Raw genomic sequence first — 15758 nt, 5'->3', positions numbered from 1 at the left:
ATGAGGAGCAATGGCAATCCGCACGGTCTTCAAGAATGGGACCGTCTTCGACGGAACCGCAGCAGGCATGGCCGACCTCGTCATCGAAGGCCGCCACGTCGTCGATGTCGGAACCGATCTGGACGGTGATCATGCTGTGGACTGCTCAGGGAAGTCGGTCCTTCCCGGGCTGTTCGACTGCCACGTGCACGTGATGACCAGAGACTTCAACCTCGCTCGTGCCGAACAACAAGCCTTCTCCCTGCAATACTACGAAGCAAAGCGCAACCTCTCGCTCCTGCTCGACCAAGGCATCACCTCAGCCCGAGATGCCGCAGGCGCGGACCTGGGGGTGAAGCAAGCGATCGCACAGGAACTCATCGAGGGACCGCGGCTGCAGATCGCGATCTCGATGCTGTCCCAGACGGGCGGGCACGGCGATGTCCATCTCCCCTCGGGAGGTAGTCGATCGATCCCCATGATGACGGCACACCCCGGACGACCCAACCCGGTCGTCGACGGTCCGGACGGAGTACGGCGAGGAGTTCGTGAAGTACTGCGCGCGGGCGCCGACGCAATCAAGATCGCCACCACCGGCGGAGTCATGTCTCCAGGCGACAATCCCCGCCACGCCCAGTTTCGCCCCGACGAGCTAGCGGTGATCGTCGCCGAGGCCGCCGCGGCCGACACCTACGTATTCGCCCACGCGCAGGGGACCGAGGGAATCAAGGCAGCCTTGCGGGCCGGCGTCCGTTCCATCGAACACGGCTACTACCTGGACGACGAAGCAGTCGACCTCATGCTCGAGCGTGACGCCTGGCTCGTTCCCACGCTGTCAGCGACACGCGCGATCATTGACGCCGCTGACAGCGGCATACCGATCCCGGAAGAAAACGCCAACCTTGCCCGTGAGGCCGTCGAAGCTCACCAGGCGAGCTTCGCACTCGCCGTGCAGGCGGGGGTGAAGCTCGCCATGGGGACCGACAGCCCGCCCTACTGGAGCCCGGCAGCGAGCAACCTCAGAGAACTCGCTCTGATGGTGGACTCCTCGTCGATGTCCGCGCTGGATGCCTGGCGCGCCACGACGTCGAGCCCGGCCGAACTGCTTCGATTCGATACTGCCGGAAAGTTGGCACCCGGCAAGCTCGCGGATGTGGTCGTCATCGCGGGCAGTCTGTCCGACCTTGACGACCTTCGCGGCCGGGTTCGTCAGGTGTGGCTCGACGGCACGCAGGTGCGGTGACGCGTGGTGCGAATGCCCTCAATCAAGCCCAGCGAACTGTCTGACGAGCAGCGCCGGCTCGACGGTCAAGTCCGGCAGCTCATGACCGGGTTACCCGTGCCGTTCACCTCGACGGATCCCGACGGCGCGCTGATCGGCCCGTTCCCGGTGATGCTCCGCAACCCCGGGCTCGCCCGCCCGCTGCTGGAGTGGTTCACGGCCGGCACCGGCACCTCTGCCCTGCCCGCACGGGTGCGCGAGGTCGCGATTCTCACCACAGGGTCGCGATATGCCGCGGCCTACGAGCTGTACTCACACTCTCGGGTTGCGCTCGCCGTCGGTCTGCCGGAGGACGTCATCGAGGGCCTGGTCGCGGGGCAGCGCCCGGCAGGTATGACCGCCGAGGAGACGGTCGCTCACGATGTGGCTGCCCGGCTGCACAGCGGCGCTCCCTTGCCGGGGGCACTCTACCGAGCCGGGGTCCGCGCCTTCGGGGACGCCGGTGTGGCTGAACTCGTCTTCCTCCTCGCGCAGTATGCCGCCATCTCGGCGATCCTCAATGCATACGACGTGCCACTGCCGCCCGACGCCGACTGACTCTGCGTCAGTGAGCCCTGGGACGGCAGACTGGGTGTCCGCCGCTTCCCTGGCCCGGTGCGGCTGACACACCCCGGCGCTATTTCCGCCGGAGTGTGTCAGCCACACCGGGCTTTTCGTCTGACTTGTACGCCGTCGGCGATCTTCAAGCGCCCGCCGTGTTTGGTGCTTTCGTCAGGATCGCGGCGGATGAGGCGGGAACCTGCTGGCCGCCCGCGCGCCCGGTCTGCTGCGCGCTCCGCGCGAGGCGGACCCCGAGTTCGTCCTGCTGGACGGCACCCTGGCCGAGTACGACCGCCACGGTGACGGCCGCGCCGACTACTCGGCCAAGCACCGCCGGCACGGGGTGAACGTGCAGGTGGTCACCGACCTCCATGGCGAGATGCTGTGGCTGTCTCCGGCCCTGCCGGGACGCTGCCACGACCTGACCGCGGCCCGCGCCCACCGAATCATCAGGATCTGCGAGCGCCAAGGAGTACCGGTCCTCGCCGATCGCGCTTACATCGGTGCCAGCCCATGGGTGACCACACCGGCCAGACGGCCTGCAGGAGGCGAACTGACGCTCACCCAACAGACCGTCAACCGCGCGCTGTCGAGAGCACGGGCCCCGGTCGAGCGCGGCATCGCACGCCTGAAGTCCTGGCGTATCTTCCGCCGATCCCGGTGCAGCCCGAATCGAATGACGTCAATCGCCGCAGCCGTCCTCGCCCTGGAGCGGCAACGCTGAAAGATCTCCTTCGGCGGGGGCTGTGGCCAGATGGCCAGGTGGCCAGGTGGCCAGGGAAAAGGTCGCCTGTGTGGTGACCTGGCGGCGGGCGAGGCGGATGCTGCGAGTGAAGGAGAGCTGGTCGGCGTCGAGTTGGGCAACGTCCGCGCCCAGGGTGCCGAGGAACGACCGTAGGGCGCTCACTCCAACGGCCATGCCGACGCGCCAGCCCCGCAAGCTGTTCCACGAACGTCCGACGCGGACACTCGGTGGCCGCACAGAGAAACCGCCGCACCCGCAAAGCCAGCACCACGGGCCTGCCGACCACCGGCAAGTCGCCGGGAAAGCGCATATAGGAACCATGCACGCGGCGCGACCAGGAACCGGCCCACCGGATCGGCCGCCGAGCCGGCGAACAGGCCGACAGACAGGCAAGCAGCCAGGACGACGGCCGGACCGGCGAACAGCCCCCTGGCAGGGCAGCGGCTCCTCGTCCTGGGAGGCACGCACGCCGAGGCGGTCGCCCCCCGTACCCGCATCGTCGAACTGGGCGGCTCAGCCGCCGTCAACCTGTCGCGCAGCGTCACCGGCGTCGTCGTCCTCTTCAGTGGAGAGCACGACCGCCGGATGCCCCGCTTCGCCAAGCTGGGGCTCCTCGTACGCGACGAGAAGTGGCTCGCCGACCCGGCGACACCCGCCGGTCCGGCCACCCCGGCAGCGATGGCGCAGCCCGACGAGCCGGCCACAGCCGTCCGCTCCCACGCTCCCCAAGTGCTGCCGCGCGGCGAAGTGGCCGACCTCCCCGCACCGGCGTCCGGTGTGCCCATGCCCCAGTGGTACGTCACGGCGAACTGGGCGCCGGAGGAACACTGCGAGGTCGACGTCGTCGCCTTCGTGCTCGACGAGGACGAACAGGTGGTTTTCGACGAGGACTTCGTGTTCTACGGAGCCCCCGAGAACCCCAGCGGCACGGTCTGCCTCCTCACCGGCGGCCCCGGCGAACAGACCATCGCCATCGACCTCGCCTCGCTCCCGCCATCCACGCACAAGATCGTCGTCGCAGCCACCATCGACGGAACCGCGGCCTTCGGAGACATCGGCGCGGTCCAGGTGGCCACCGCCCCAGGCAGCAGCGCCGCGGCGCTCACACAGGCGCCCCTCGACGCGGCCACCAGCGAACGCACCCTGCTGCTCGCCGAGCTCTACCGACGCGGCCCCGCATGGCGCTTCCGCGCCGTCGGCCAGGGATACGACCACGGCCTCGCCGACCTCGCACGCGGCTACGGCGTCGCCATCACCGACTGAACCGGCAACCCGGCACGGCGAGCGCGTCAATCAGTTCGCCCCGAACGCCCCCAACGTGAGGTTGCCGAACAACCTGTCACGAAACCATCGAGTTGGCTGCCCGCTAGCCTGGCGCCTTCGAGACCACGCGCCATCTCGTCCACAGCCTTCGCGCATGCCGCGTCATCCTGATCCCACACACCGAGGACGCAAGCGGCGCCTCCGGCCCATCAGCCACCTCAGCAGCCACTGGCCTGAAGCATTTCCTCCGACGAGGCTTCTCAAGGATCGAGAATCGCAACCGCGCAGGAGTACGCTCGACAGCCCCGAAGGCCCGCCTCAGCGACAGAGCCGGGCCCACAACTCCACACCGCGCATGCGCAAGCAGCGGCAGAAAGGCACTGTGATGACGTCCTTTGCCTTCGCAGGACGTGTGTCCACGGAAGACCAACAAGACCCCGTCGCCTCCTACAACTGGCAGATGAGCCGGGCCCGCTCTCTCCTCGCCCCGGATGACGAGATCGTCGCCGAATACTTCGACATCGGCAGCTCGCGCTCCCTCCCCTGGCCCCGCAGACCACGAGCAGCCGCCCTGCTCTCCGCACTCAAGCAACCGGACCGCGGCTTCGACGCCGTGGTGATCGGGGAACCGCAGCGCGCCTTCTACGGCAACCAGTTCGGCCTCACCTTCCCCGTCTTCGTCCACTACGGCGTCCAGCTCTGGGTCCCCGAGGTCGGCGGACGCATCGACCCCGACTCCGAAGCCCATGACCTGGTGATGTCCGTCTTCGGCGGCATGAGCAAGGCCGAACGCAACCGCATCAAGATCCGCGTCCGCTCCGCCATGAGCGCCCAGGCCAAGATCGAGGGCCGCTTCCTGGGCGGTCGCCCTCCCTACGGCTACCTGCTCGCCGACGCCGGGCCGCACCCCAACCCCGGCAAGGCCGCCGACGGCAAACGCCTGCACCGCCTGGAGCCCGACCCGGCCACCGCACCGGTGGTACAGCGGATCTTCCGCGAGTACCTGGCCGGATTCGGCATCTTCGCCATCGCCCAGCGCCTGACCGCCGACGGCGTCCTGTGCCCCTCAGCCGCCGACCGCTCCCGCAACCCGCACCGCAGCGGCATCGCCTGGTCCAAGAGCGCCGTACGCGCCATCCTCACCAACCCCCGCTACACCGGCCACCAGGTATGGAACCGCCAGCGCAAGCACGAATCCCTCATCGACGTCGACAACGTCGCCCTCGGCCACCAGACGAAGCTCGCCTGGAATCTGGAAGACGCCTGGATCCACTCTGACGAGCCCGCTCACGCCGCGTTGACCAGCAGCGACACATTTCGGCGCGTACAAGATCGCATGGCCGCCCGCTCCCCCGCCTCCACCGGCAGACAAGTCGTACGCACGCGGCACCCCTACGTCTTCAGAGGAATGGTCCTCCACCAGACCTGCAGTCGGCGCATGCAGGGCAACTGGGTACGCGATCGAGCCCGTTACCGCTGCCGCTACCCCGAGGAGTACGCGCTGGCCAACAAACTCGACCACCCGCTGAGTGTCTCCCTCAACGAGGACGACCTCGTAGGCCCTCTCGACGCCTGGCTTGCCCGCGCCTTCGCCCCGGACCAGATCGAGCAGTCCCTGCTGGCGCTGGAGGCGGCCCAGCCGGATTCCAGCCCGCAAGCGGATCACGCCCGACGAGTCATCCAGGAGTGCAACCACAAGCTCGCCCGGCACCGTGCGGCGCTGGAGGCCGGGGCCGACCCCCGACTCATTGCCGAGTGGAGCCGGGAGGCCCAAGCCACACGCGCCATCGCCCAGGACAACCTGGACCGCCTCGCTTCCGCATCCCAGCGGGACGGCATACGGATGAACCGCGAAGCGATCCGATCACTCGTCGAAGGACTCGGCGGGCTGCTCAGCGCCCTCCGCGCAGCGGATCCCCACGACAAAACAGAGGTCTATCGGCAACTCGGGCTCCGCGTCACCTTCGACCACGAAAAACGGGTGGCCCTGACCGAAGTACGGCCAGAACCACCCGAGGGCATAGTGTTTGTGTCCGAGGGGGGACTTGAACCCCCACGCCCGATAAAGGGCACTAGCACCTCAAGCTAGCGCGTCTGCCATTCCGCCACCCGGACCAGGTGTGATGTCGCTCGTGGCTCTTGGCCGCGGCGACGTGGACAACCATACCAACTTCCGGGAGTGCTCTTCACCTGCATAATCCGGTGCAAGGTCCAGGTATGGACGATTTGCCGGGAATGTCAGACGGTTATTCGGCGGCGAATGGCATCGGCCCCCGTCCGGCCGGGGCTGCGAGGGCGCCCCGGCCGGGGTGGGCGCGTGGGGCGGGCGGCGGGTCAGGCCGCCGTGGGCTGGGCTTCCGGCTGGAGGCGGTAGTCGGGGAAGTTTCCTGGCAGCCGCTCGTCAGCCGGGCCCTCCGTGACCGCGCGGACCAGCAGCTCACCGCCCACGAAGGCCCCGCGCCACGAGGCGCCGAAGCCGCCGAACAGCTCGTCGCGGTCGCCGCGCGAGCGCGGCTTGCCGTGGCCGACCTTGAACGCGCGGATCTGCGGGGACAGCCGGTCGTAGACCTCCTGGTCGTCGGTGGAGAGGGTGGCGACCAGCGCGCCGTTGCTGGCGTTCATCGCGGCCAGCAGCTCCGCCTCCGTGTCGACGAGGACGATGCTGTCCACGGGCCCGAACGGCTCCGCGTGGTGCAGCGGTGAGGACGGGGGCGGCGAGAGCAGGGTCGTCGGCGGAAGGTAGGCCGAGGTGTCCTGGCCGGGGAGGAAGAGTCCGTCGGACAGTGAGCCCCGGTGCAGGGGAACCGCTCCCCTGTCGATGGCCTCCTCCGTCAGCCCGGACAGCTCCCTCGCCTTGGCCGCGTTGATCAGCGGCCCGAAGTCCAGCTCGGGCAGCGGGTCCCCTGGCGCGGCCACGGCCAGCGGGTGGCCGTAGCGCAGGGAGCCGACGGCGGGAAGGTAGGTGGCGAGGAAGTCGGCGAAGCGGGAGCGCTGGACGACGAACCGGGGGTAGGCCGTGCAGCGCTGCTTCGCGTAGTCGAAGGTCTTGCGGATGAGGGGCGCGAGGGAGTCCCAGTCGGAGTAGTTCCACACGCCCCAGCAGTTCAGGCCCTCCTGTTCCAGGATGTGCCGCTTGCCGAGGTCGGCGACGGCCGTGGCCACGCGGGCCCCGGTGTCCCGGCCGCCGACGAAGGAGACGCAGCCGATCTCCGGGGAGCGGACCAGCACCTCGCTCAGTTCGCCGCCGCTGCCGCTGACCAGCGTGAGCGGCAGCCCCTCCCGTACGGAGAGGGCGCAGGCGAGGGTGAGGCAGGCGAGGCCGCCGTCGGTCGGGGTCTTGGCGATCACGGCGTTGCCCGCGAGCGCCTGGACGAGCATGGCGTGGACGAGGACGCTCATGGGGTAGTTCCAGCTCGCGATGTTGCTGACCGGGCCCGGCAGCGGGCCGCGGCCCTCGATCATGCCGTCGACGTGCTCCACGTACCAGCGGACGCCGTCGATCGCCCGGTCCACGTCGGCCTGCGCGAGCTTCCACGGCTTGCCGATCTCCCAGACGAGCAGCAGCGCGAGCAGTTCGCGGTGCTCGGTCAGCGCGTCGAGCGCGGCGGCCACCCGTGCCTTGCGCTCCGCGAGGGGGATGTGGCGCCACGCCCTGTGCTGGTCCAGCGACGCGCGGACCGCGTCCCTGGCGGCGGGCGCTTCGAGCCGGGGCGGTCCGGCGATGGGGGTGCCGTCCACGGGGCTGGTCGCGGGGAGTGGGGTGCCGTCGGCGTGCCAGGTGCCGCGCCACAGGTTGCGGACGCGGCCGCGGGCATGAGCACGGTCGGCCGTGCCGGTGCCGTGAGCGCCGGTGCCAATGCCGTGGTCGGTGCCGGTGTCCGCGTCGCCGAATGCCTCGGGGGCGACCTCGCGGCACCGCTGCCACGCGTCGGCCCAGGCCGTGCCCGGCTTGAGGGTGAGGGTGGGTGCGGGGGTGTGAGTGGTGGATGCCATCGGGGGTTCTCCGCTCTCGTTGCACGTACGGGGCGGGTGCGCGGGCGGGGCCAGGCACGGGAGGCGTGTCCGGGCCCGTCCGGTCGTGAACTCCTACCGGACGGTAGTGAGTCGGGTACGTATTGGCACGGGCCTTGGCACGGATATGCGCAGGATCACGTGCCGAGGCGGGGGGCGGGAGGACCTTCCGAAGGGCGGGCCCCCTTCCCGACGGGACGGGACGCGGGAAGGCCCCCTCCCTCCCGTAGCCCCCGCCGCGCTCACTTCAGGCGCGCCAGCACCAGCTCCGCCGTCCCCGTCGGCGTCGTGCCGACCTCCACGCCCGCGGCCTCCAGCGCCTCCTTCTTCGCCTGCGCCGTACCGGACGAGCCGGAGACGATGGCGCCCGCGTGGCCCATCGTCCTGCCCTCGGGAGCGGTGAAGCCCGCGACGTAGCCGACCACCGGCTTCGTCACGTTCTCCCTGATGAAGTCCGCGGCCCGCTCCTCCGCGTCGCCGCCGATCTCGCCGATCAGCACGATCAGATCGGTGTCCGGGTCCGCCTCGAACGCGGCGAGGCAGTCGATGTGCGTCGTGCCGATGACCGGGTCGCCGCCGATGCCCACGCACGTCGAGAAGCCGGTGTCGCGCAGCTCGTACATGAGCTGGTAGGTGAGCGTGCCCGACTTGGAGACGAGTCCGATGCGGCCGGGGCCGGGGGCGATGTCGGCGGGGATGATGCCCGCGCCGCAGTGGCCCGGGGTGATGAGCCCCGGGCAGTTGGGGCCGATGACGCGGGTGCCGCGCGCCTTCGCGTGGGCGTGGAAGGCGACCGCGTCGTGGACGGGGATGCCCTCGGTGATGACGACCGCGAGGCCGATGCCCGCGTCCGCCGCCTCCTCGACCGCCGCGCGGGCGAAGGGCGGCGGGACGAAGAGGACGGACACGTCGGCGCCCGTGGCCTTCATGCCGTCGGCGACCGTGCCGAAGACAGGCACGGAGCGCCCGTCCACGTCCACCTCGCGCCCCGCCTTGCGGGGGTTGACGCCGCCGACGATGTTCGTGCCCGACGCGAGCATCCTGCGGGTGTGCTTCATGCCCTCGGCGCCGGTCATGCCCTGGACGAGGATCCTGCTCTCCTTGGTGAGGTAGACCGCCATGGTCTCCGCCTCCCTTACGCGACGACGGCGGCCGAGGCCGCCAGTTCGGCGGCGCGGCGCGCGGCGCCGTCCATGGTGGTCCGCTGGTCGAGCAGCGGGTGGGGGTGCGCGTCGAGGACGGCGCGGCCGAGGGCCGCGTTGTTGCCGTCGAGCCGCACCACGAGGGGTTTCGTCAGCCGCACCTGGTCCAGCGCGCGGACGATGCCCTCGGCGACGGCGTCGCAGGCGGTGATGCCGCCGAAGACGTTGACCAGGACGGACTTGACGGCGGGATCGCCGAGGACGAGCGCGAGGCCGTCCGCCATGACCTGGGCCGAGGCGCCGCCGCCGATGTCGAGGAAGTTGGCGGGGCGTGCCCCGCAGCCCGCGACCACGTCGAGGGTGGACATGACCAGCCCCGCGCCGTTACCGATGACGCCGACCTCGCCGTCGAGCTTCACATAGCCGAGCCCCTTCGCCGCGGCCTCGGCCTCCAGCGGGTCGAGCCCCGCCGTGTCGTGTTCCTCGCCCCAACGGGCCTGCCGGAAGCGGGCGTTGTCGTCCAGGGTGACCTTGCCGTCGAGGGCGAGGATGTCACCTTCGCGGGTGCGGACGAGGGGGTTGACCTCGACCAGCAGCGCGTCCTCGTCGACGAGGACCCGCCACAGGCGCCGCAGCACGGGTGCCACGTCCTCCGGGAGCCCGGCAGCGGCGGCGATCTCGGCCGCCTCCGCCTCGGTGACACCTTCCGCGGGGTCGACGGGCACGCGGACGACCGCCTCGGGCCGTCGCGCCGCGACCTCCTCGATCTCCATGCCGCCCTCGGCCGAGGCGATGGCGGTGAAGCGGCCCGCGGCGCGGTCGAGTACGTAGGAGACGTAGAACTCCCGCCCCACGTCCACGGGTCGGGCCAGCATCACGGTGTGGACGGTGTGGCCCTTGATGTCCATGCCGAGGATCTGGCGTGCGGTGATCTCGGCCGCCGCGGCGTCGGCGGCGCGCTTGACCCCGCCCGCCTTGCCCCGGCCGCCGGTCTTCACCTGCGCCTTGACCACGACGCCCCGGTCGTCGGCGCCGAGCCGGTGTGCCGCCTCCCTGGCCTCGCGGGCCGTGGCGGCGACCTCCGCCTCGGGCACCGCCACGCCGTGGTGTGCGAAGAGTTCCCTGGCCTGGTGCTCGTACAGATCCATCCGCGCTCCTCTCCCATTCCTGGAAGATCCTGGAAGTTCCTGGACGATCGCCTTCCTGGAGGTTCGCCGTCGCCCGTTCCTGGGAGATCGCCGTCCTCAAACGATCGCTGCACGCCCCCTGGACATCACTGTGCCGATGCGGGATAACAAGGTTCATACAGTATTCGTCGACTGTATGCAATCTACTCGAACCCTGCCTCACCACCCGACGAAGGGACGCGATTCGCCATGCCCGACGACAGCCAGGACCCGGACCTCATCTCCGGCGGGCATCTGGTCGCCAAGGCACTGAAGGCGGAAGGTGTGGACGTCATCTACACCCTCTGCGGCGGCCACATCATCGACATCTACGACGGTTGCGTCGACGAGGGCATCGACGTCGTCGACGTCCGCCATGAACAGGTCGCCGCACACGCCGCCGACGGCTACGCGCGCCTCACCGGCAGGCCCGGCTGCGCCGTCGTCACCGCCGGACCCGGCACCACCGACGCCGTCACCGGTGTCGCCAACGCCTTCCGTGCCGAGTCACCGATGCTGCTCATAGGCGGCCAGGGAGCACACACCCAGCACAAGATGGGCTCGCTCCAGGACCTGCCGCACGTCGACATGATGACGCCCATCACCAAGTTCGCCGCCACGGTGCCCGACACGGCGCGCGCCGCCGACATGGTCTCCATGGCGTTCCGCGAGTGCTACCACGGCGCGCCGGGGCCCTCCTTCCTGGAGATCCCGCGCGACGTGCTCGACGCCAAGGTGCCACGCGAGAAGGCACGGGTGCCGCAGACGGGGCAGTACCGCGCCTCCACCCGGCAGGCAGGTGACCCGGAGGCGGTCGAGAAGCTGGCCGATCTGCTCGTACACGCCGAGCGGCCCGCCATCCTGCTGGGCAGCCAGATCTGGACCACCCGCGCCACCGAAGCGGCCACCGAGCTGGTGCGCACCCTGAACGTGCCCGCGTACATGAACGGCGCGGGGCGCGGCACACTGCCGCCCGGCGACCCGCACCACTTCCAGCTCTCGCGCCGCTACGCGTTCACCAACGCCGACCTCATCATCATCGTCGGCACACCCTTCGACTTCCGCATGGGGTACGGCAAGCGCCTCTCCCCCGACGCCACCGTAGTCCAGATCGACCTGGACTACCGGACGGTGGGCAAGAACCGCGACATCGACCTGGGGATCGTCGGCTCCGCCGACCTCGTGCTCGCCGCCGTCACCCAGGCCGCCTCCGGGCGCGTCAACGGGGGCACCGCCAAGCGCGAGGCGTGGCTCGCCGAGCTGCGCACGGCCGAGCAGACGGCCCTGGAGAAGAGGCTGCCGCAACTGCGCTCGGACGCCTCGCCCATCCACCCCTACCGGCTGGTGAGCGAGATCAACGACTTCCTCACCGAGGACTCGATATACATCGGCGACGGCGGCGACATCGTCACCTTCTCCGGGCAGGTCGTGCAGCCCAGGTCGCCGGGCCACTGGATGGACCCGGGGCCGCTCGGCACGCTCGGCGTCGGTGTCCCCTTCGTGATGGCGGCCAAGCAGGCACGCCCGGACAAGGAGGTCGTCACGCTCTTCGGCGACGGCGCCTTCTCGCTCACCGGCTGGGACTTCGAGACGCTGGTCCGCTTCGACCTGCCGTTCGTCGGCATCGTCGGCAACAACTCCTCGATGAACCAGATCCGTTACGGCCAGAAGGCCAAGTACGGCGACGAGCGCGAGCGGGTCGGCAACACGCTCGGGGACGTGCCGTACGACCAGTTCGCGCGGATGCTCGGCGGACACGGCGAAGAGGTCCGCGACCCCGCGCAGATCCGGCCGGCGCTGGAGCGGGCGCGCGAGTCGGGCAAGCCGTCGCTCATCAACGTCTGGGTCGACCCGGACGCGTACGCACCCGGAACCATGAACCAGACGATGTACAAGTGAGGTGACTCCCGTGACCGTCACGAACGACGCGAGTGGCACGTCGGCACCCCCGCGAACTCCCCCGGGCACCAGGGCACTTGACGGAGTGCGCGTCCTGGACATGACCCACGTCCAGTCGGGGCCCTCCGCGACGCAGTTGCTCGCCTGGCTCGGCGCCGACGTCGTCAAGCTGGAGGCGCCGACCGGGGACATCACCCGCAAGCAACTGCGGGACCTGCCCGACGTCGACTCGCTCTACTTCACGATGCTCAACTGCAACAAGCGCAGCATCACCCTCAACACCAAGACCGAGCGCGGCAAGGAGATCCTGACCGAGCTGATCCGGCGCAGCGATGTGCTGGTGGAGAACTTCGGGCCAGGGGCCGTGGACCGGATGGGCTTCACGTGGGACCGCATCCGGGAGATCAACCCCCGGATCGTCTACGCCTCGATCAAGGGCTTCGGCGAGGGCCCGTACACCAAGTTCAAGGCGTACGAGGTCGTCGCACAGGCGATGGGCGGCTCCATGTCGACCACCGGCTTCGAGGACGGGCCGCCGCTGGCCACGGGCGCGCAGATCGGTGACTCGGGCACCGGGGTGCACACGGTGGCGGGCATCCTGGCCGCGCTCTACCAGCGCGAGCGCACCGGCAAGGGCCAGCGCGTGAACGTGGCCATGCAGCACGCGGTGCTCAACCTGTGCCGCGTCAAGCTGCGCGACCAGCAGCGGCTGGCGCACGGGCCCCTCGCGGAGTACCCGAACGAGGACTTCGGCGACGAGGTGCCGCGCTCGGGCAACGCGAGCGGGGGCGGCCAGCCGGGCTGGGCCGTCAAGTGCGCGCCTGGCGGGCCCAACGACTATGTGTACGTCATCGTGCAGCCCGTCGGCTGGGAGCCGCTGAGCCACCTCATCGGGCGGCCCGAGCTGGCCTCGGACCCGGAGTGGAACACACCGGAGGCGCGGCTGCCGAAGCTGGGCAAGATGTTCCAGCTCATCGAGGAGTGGTCCTCGACGCTCCCCAAGTGGGAGGTGCTGGAGTCGCTCAACGCGCACAACATCCCCTGCGGCCCGATCCTCTCCACGCGCGAGATCGTCGAGGACGCGTCGCTCGCCGAGAACGGCATGATCGTCGAAGTCGAGCACCCCACCCGTGGCAGCTTCACCACCGTCGGCTCCCCCATGAAGCTCTCCGACTCCCCCGTCGAGATCACCTCCTCGCCACTGCTGGGCGAGCACAACGAAGAGGTGTACGTCGGCGAACTGGGCCTCGGTGACGAGGAAGTGCGGCTGCTCAAGACGAACGGAGTGATCTGAACCGATGGCCTCTGAAGACCACGGCGGCACCCACGCGGGAGCACCTGGCGCGCCGGGAGAGCCCGACAAGGACGCGGTACGGGCCGTGCTCGCCGCTGCCCACGCCGAGGGCAGGACCGCACTCACCGCGCCGGAGGGCAAGCTCCTCGCCGACGCCTACGGCATACCGGTGCCCCAGGAGGGCCTGGCCGAGTCGGCCGACGAGGCGGTGGCGCTGGCCGACAGGATCGGCTTCCCCGTCGTCATGAAGATCGTCTCCCCCGACATCCTGCACAAGACGGACGCGGGCGGTGTCGTGGTCGGTGTCTCCTCGGCCGCCGAGGCGCGGGGCGCGTTCACCTCGATCGTCGGCAACGCGCGCACGTACGACCCGGAGGCGCGGGTGCACGGGGTGCAGGTGCAGCAGATGGCGCCGCCAGGACAGGAGGTGCTGATCGGCACCGTCACCGACCCCACCTTCGGCAAGGTCGTCGCCTTCGGGCTCGGCGGGGTGCTGGTGGAGGTCCTCAAGGACGTCACCTTCCGGCTCGCGCCCGCGAGCGAGGAGGAGGCGCTGTCCATGCTCGACGGGATACGCGCGGCCGACGTGCTCAAGGGTGTGCGGGGCGGCGAGGCCGTGGACCGGGCCGCGCTGGCCGGGCTCGTCTCCCGCGTCTCGCGGCTCGCCGACGACTTCCCCGAGATCGCCGAGATCGACCTCAACCCCGTGTTCGCCTCGGCCGGTGGCGCGGTGGCGGCCGACATCCGCGTGCTGCTCACGACGGAGGCGCCCGTCGAGCGGCCCCGGCACACCAAGGCGGAGATCCTCACCGCGATGCGGCGGCTGATGCAGCCGCGCTCGGTCACCGTCATCGGTGCCTCCAACGAGCCGGGCAAGATCGGCAACTCGGTGATGCGCAACCTCATCGACGGCGGCTTCCCCGGGGAAATCCACCCGGTGAACCCCAAGGCCGATGACATTCTCGGCCGCAAGGCGTACAAGTCTGTTCAGGATGTTCCCGGCGAGGTGGATGTGGCGGTCTTCGCGATCCCCGCGAAGTTCGTCGCCGCCGCGCTGGAGGAGGCCGGGAGGAAGGGGATACCGAACGCCGTGCTGATCCCCTCCGGCTTCGCCGAGACCGGCGAACACGCCCTCCAGGAAGAGATCGTCGAGATCGGACGGCGGCACGGCATCCGGCTGCTGGGCCCGAACATCTACGGCTACTACTCGCCGTGGCAGGACCTGTGCGCCACCTTCTGCACCCCGTACGACGTGAAGGGAGGTGTGGCACTCACCTCCCAGTCGGGAGGCATCGGCATGGCCATCCTGGGGTTCGCACGCACGACGCGCACGGGTGTCTCCGCCATCGTCGGGCTCGGCAACAAGTCCGACATCGACGAGGACGACCTGCTCACCTACTTCGCCGACGACCCGCACACCGAGTGCATCGCCATGCACCTGGAGGACCTGAAGGACGGCCGCGCCTTCGTGGACGCCGCGCGGGAGACGGTGAAGAAGAAGCCGGTCGTCGTGCTCAAGGCGGGCCGCACCAGCGCGGGCGCGAAGGCCGCGGGCTCCCACACGGGCGCCCTCGCGGGCGACGACGCGGTGTACGACGACATCCTGCGGCAGGCGGGCGTCATCCGGGCGCCGGGCCTGAACGAGATGCTGGAGTACGCGCGGGCGCTGCCCGTACTCCCGGCGCCCCAGGGCGACAACACCGTCATCATCACGGGCGCGGGCGGCTCGGGCGTGCTGCTCTCGGACGCGATCGTGGACAACGGGATGTCGCTGATGGAGATCCCGCCGGACCTGGACGAGGCGTTCCGGCGCTTCATCCCCCCGTTCGGCGCGGTGGGCAACCCGGTGGACATCACCGGCGGCGAACCGCCCTCCACATACGAGGCCACCATCAGGCTCGGCCTGGAGGACCCCCGCATCCACTCGCTGGTGCTCGGCTACTGGCACACCATCGTCACCCCGCCGATGGTCTTCGCCGAGCTGACCGCGCGCGTGGTCGCGGAGGCGAAGGAGAAGGGGATCCACAAGCCGGTGGTGGCATCCCTCGCCGGTGACACGGAGGTCGAGGAGGCGTGCGCCTACCTCTTCGAGCACGGAGTCGTGGCGTATCCCTACACCACCGAGAAGCCGGTCGCGGTTCTCGGCGCGAAGTACCGGTGGGCCCGCGCGGCGGGCCTGCTGTAGCACACCGTTCCGCGGCACACCGTCGCGACGCGGAGCGCGGGGCACGGCCGCGTCCCCGCCGCTTCCGCCGCGGCGCGCACCACGACGGCGGAGCCCGGGGGCGCCGGGCCCGGCACCACCCCGACGTACACGACGGAAGCACAGCGCGAGCCACACCACGCACCACGCACGCACACCGCAGCATGCACCACGCACCACCGCAGTAGTGGGATCCGGACAGGGGGCGCTGGCCAGACTCTCAACGCAAGGGGT

10 protein-coding genes, 1 tRNA gene and 2 pseudogenes are annotated in these 15758 nt (G+C 70.1%); 8 read left to right on the top strand and 5 right to left on the bottom strand.

Features of this window, described 5'->3' with window-relative positions:
* Positions 1-10: 10 nt before the first annotated feature.
* The 3 genes and pseudogenes from ACWGJ2_RS00765 to ACWGJ2_RS00755 form a co-directional block, all read left to right on the top strand.
* Complete coding sequence (locus ACWGJ2_RS00765; RefSeq protein WP_453343725.1) at positions 11-1222, top strand: amidohydrolase family protein; 1212 nt, start codon at positions 11-13, stop codon at positions 1220-1222.
* 12 nt (positions 1223-1234) lie between these two features.
* The gene (locus ACWGJ2_RS00760) at positions 1235-1798 is read left to right on the top strand and encodes a carboxymuconolactone decarboxylase family protein (protein ID WP_453343724.1); all 564 of its coding nucleotides are present in this window, start codon (positions 1235-1237) and stop codon (positions 1796-1798) included.
* A 202-nt stretch (positions 1799-2000) separates the two neighbouring features.
* A pseudogene (locus ACWGJ2_RS00755) lies at positions 2001-2525 on the top strand (transposase family protein); the annotation flags it as partial.
* Here the strand turns inward: ACWGJ2_RS00755 and ACWGJ2_RS00750 are convergent.
* Positions 2484-2708: a hypothetical protein gene (locus tag ACWGJ2_RS00750; RefSeq protein WP_453343723.1), complete on the bottom strand. Its 225-nt coding sequence runs from the start codon at positions 2706-2708 to the stop codon at positions 2484-2486. The pseudogene ACWGJ2_RS00755 and the gene ACWGJ2_RS00750 sit on opposite strands and share 42 nt — an antisense overlap.
* A 423-nt stretch (positions 2709-3131) precedes the next feature.
* Between ACWGJ2_RS00750 and ACWGJ2_RS00745 the strand changes: the two genes are divergently transcribed.
* Positions 3132-3809: a TerD family protein gene (locus tag ACWGJ2_RS00745; RefSeq protein WP_453343722.1), complete on the top strand. Its 678-nt coding sequence runs from the start codon at positions 3132-3134 to the stop codon at positions 3807-3809.
* Between the two features lie 154 nt (positions 3810-3963).
* Positions 3964-5094: pseudogene (locus ACWGJ2_RS00740) on the top strand (recombinase family protein); the annotation flags it as partial.
* 745 nt (positions 5095-5839) lie between these two features.
* Here ACWGJ2_RS00740 and ACWGJ2_RS00735 read toward each other — a convergent pair.
* From ACWGJ2_RS00735 to sucC, 4 genes are all read right to left on the bottom strand, one after another.
* Positions 5840-5924, bottom strand: a tRNA-Leu gene (locus ACWGJ2_RS00735).
* Positions 5925-6143: 219 nt separating this feature from the next.
* Complete coding sequence (locus ACWGJ2_RS00730) at positions 6144-7802, bottom strand: aldehyde dehydrogenase family protein (RefSeq protein WP_453343721.1); 1659 nt, start codon at positions 7800-7802, stop codon at positions 6144-6146.
* Between the two features lie 260 nt (positions 7803-8062).
* The gene (sucD, locus tag ACWGJ2_RS00725; protein ID WP_453343720.1) at positions 8063-8941 is read right to left on the bottom strand and encodes a succinate--CoA ligase subunit alpha; all 879 of its coding nucleotides are present in this window, start codon (positions 8939-8941) and stop codon (positions 8063-8065) included.
* A gap of 14 nt (positions 8942-8955) precedes the next feature.
* Complete coding sequence (gene sucC / locus ACWGJ2_RS00720; RefSeq protein ID WP_453343719.1) at positions 8956-10110, bottom strand: ADP-forming succinate--CoA ligase subunit beta; 1155 nt, start codon at positions 10108-10110, stop codon at positions 8956-8958.
* A gap of 228 nt (positions 10111-10338) precedes the next feature.
* Here sucC and ACWGJ2_RS00715 point away from each other — a divergent pair, with 228 nt between their 5' ends.
* The 3 genes from ACWGJ2_RS00715 to ACWGJ2_RS00705 are packed head-to-tail and all read left to right on the top strand — an operon-like array spanning position 10339 to position 15506.
* Positions 10339-12027 (top strand): thiamine pyrophosphate-binding protein, encoded by a 1689-nt coding sequence (locus tag ACWGJ2_RS00715; RefSeq protein ID WP_453343718.1) that lies wholly within the window; start codon positions 10339-10341, stop codon positions 12025-12027.
* Positions 12028-12037: 10 nt separating this feature from the next.
* The gene (frc, locus tag ACWGJ2_RS00710) at positions 12038-13321 is read left to right on the top strand and encodes a formyl-CoA transferase (protein ID WP_453343717.1); all 1284 of its coding nucleotides are present in this window, start codon (positions 12038-12040) and stop codon (positions 13319-13321) included.
* Between the two features lie 4 nt (positions 13322-13325).
* Positions 13326-15506, top strand: coding sequence for an acetate--CoA ligase family protein (locus tag ACWGJ2_RS00705; RefSeq protein WP_453343716.1), 2181 nt, complete (start codon positions 13326-13328; stop codon positions 15504-15506).
* The last annotated feature ends 252 nt before the right edge of the window (positions 15507-15758 follow it).

It is taken from the genome of Streptomyces sp. NPDC054796 (assembly GCF_053611545.1).
The sequence above is the reverse complement of the archived record's forward strand: the minus strand, read 5'-3'. Positions and strand labels throughout refer to the sequence as shown.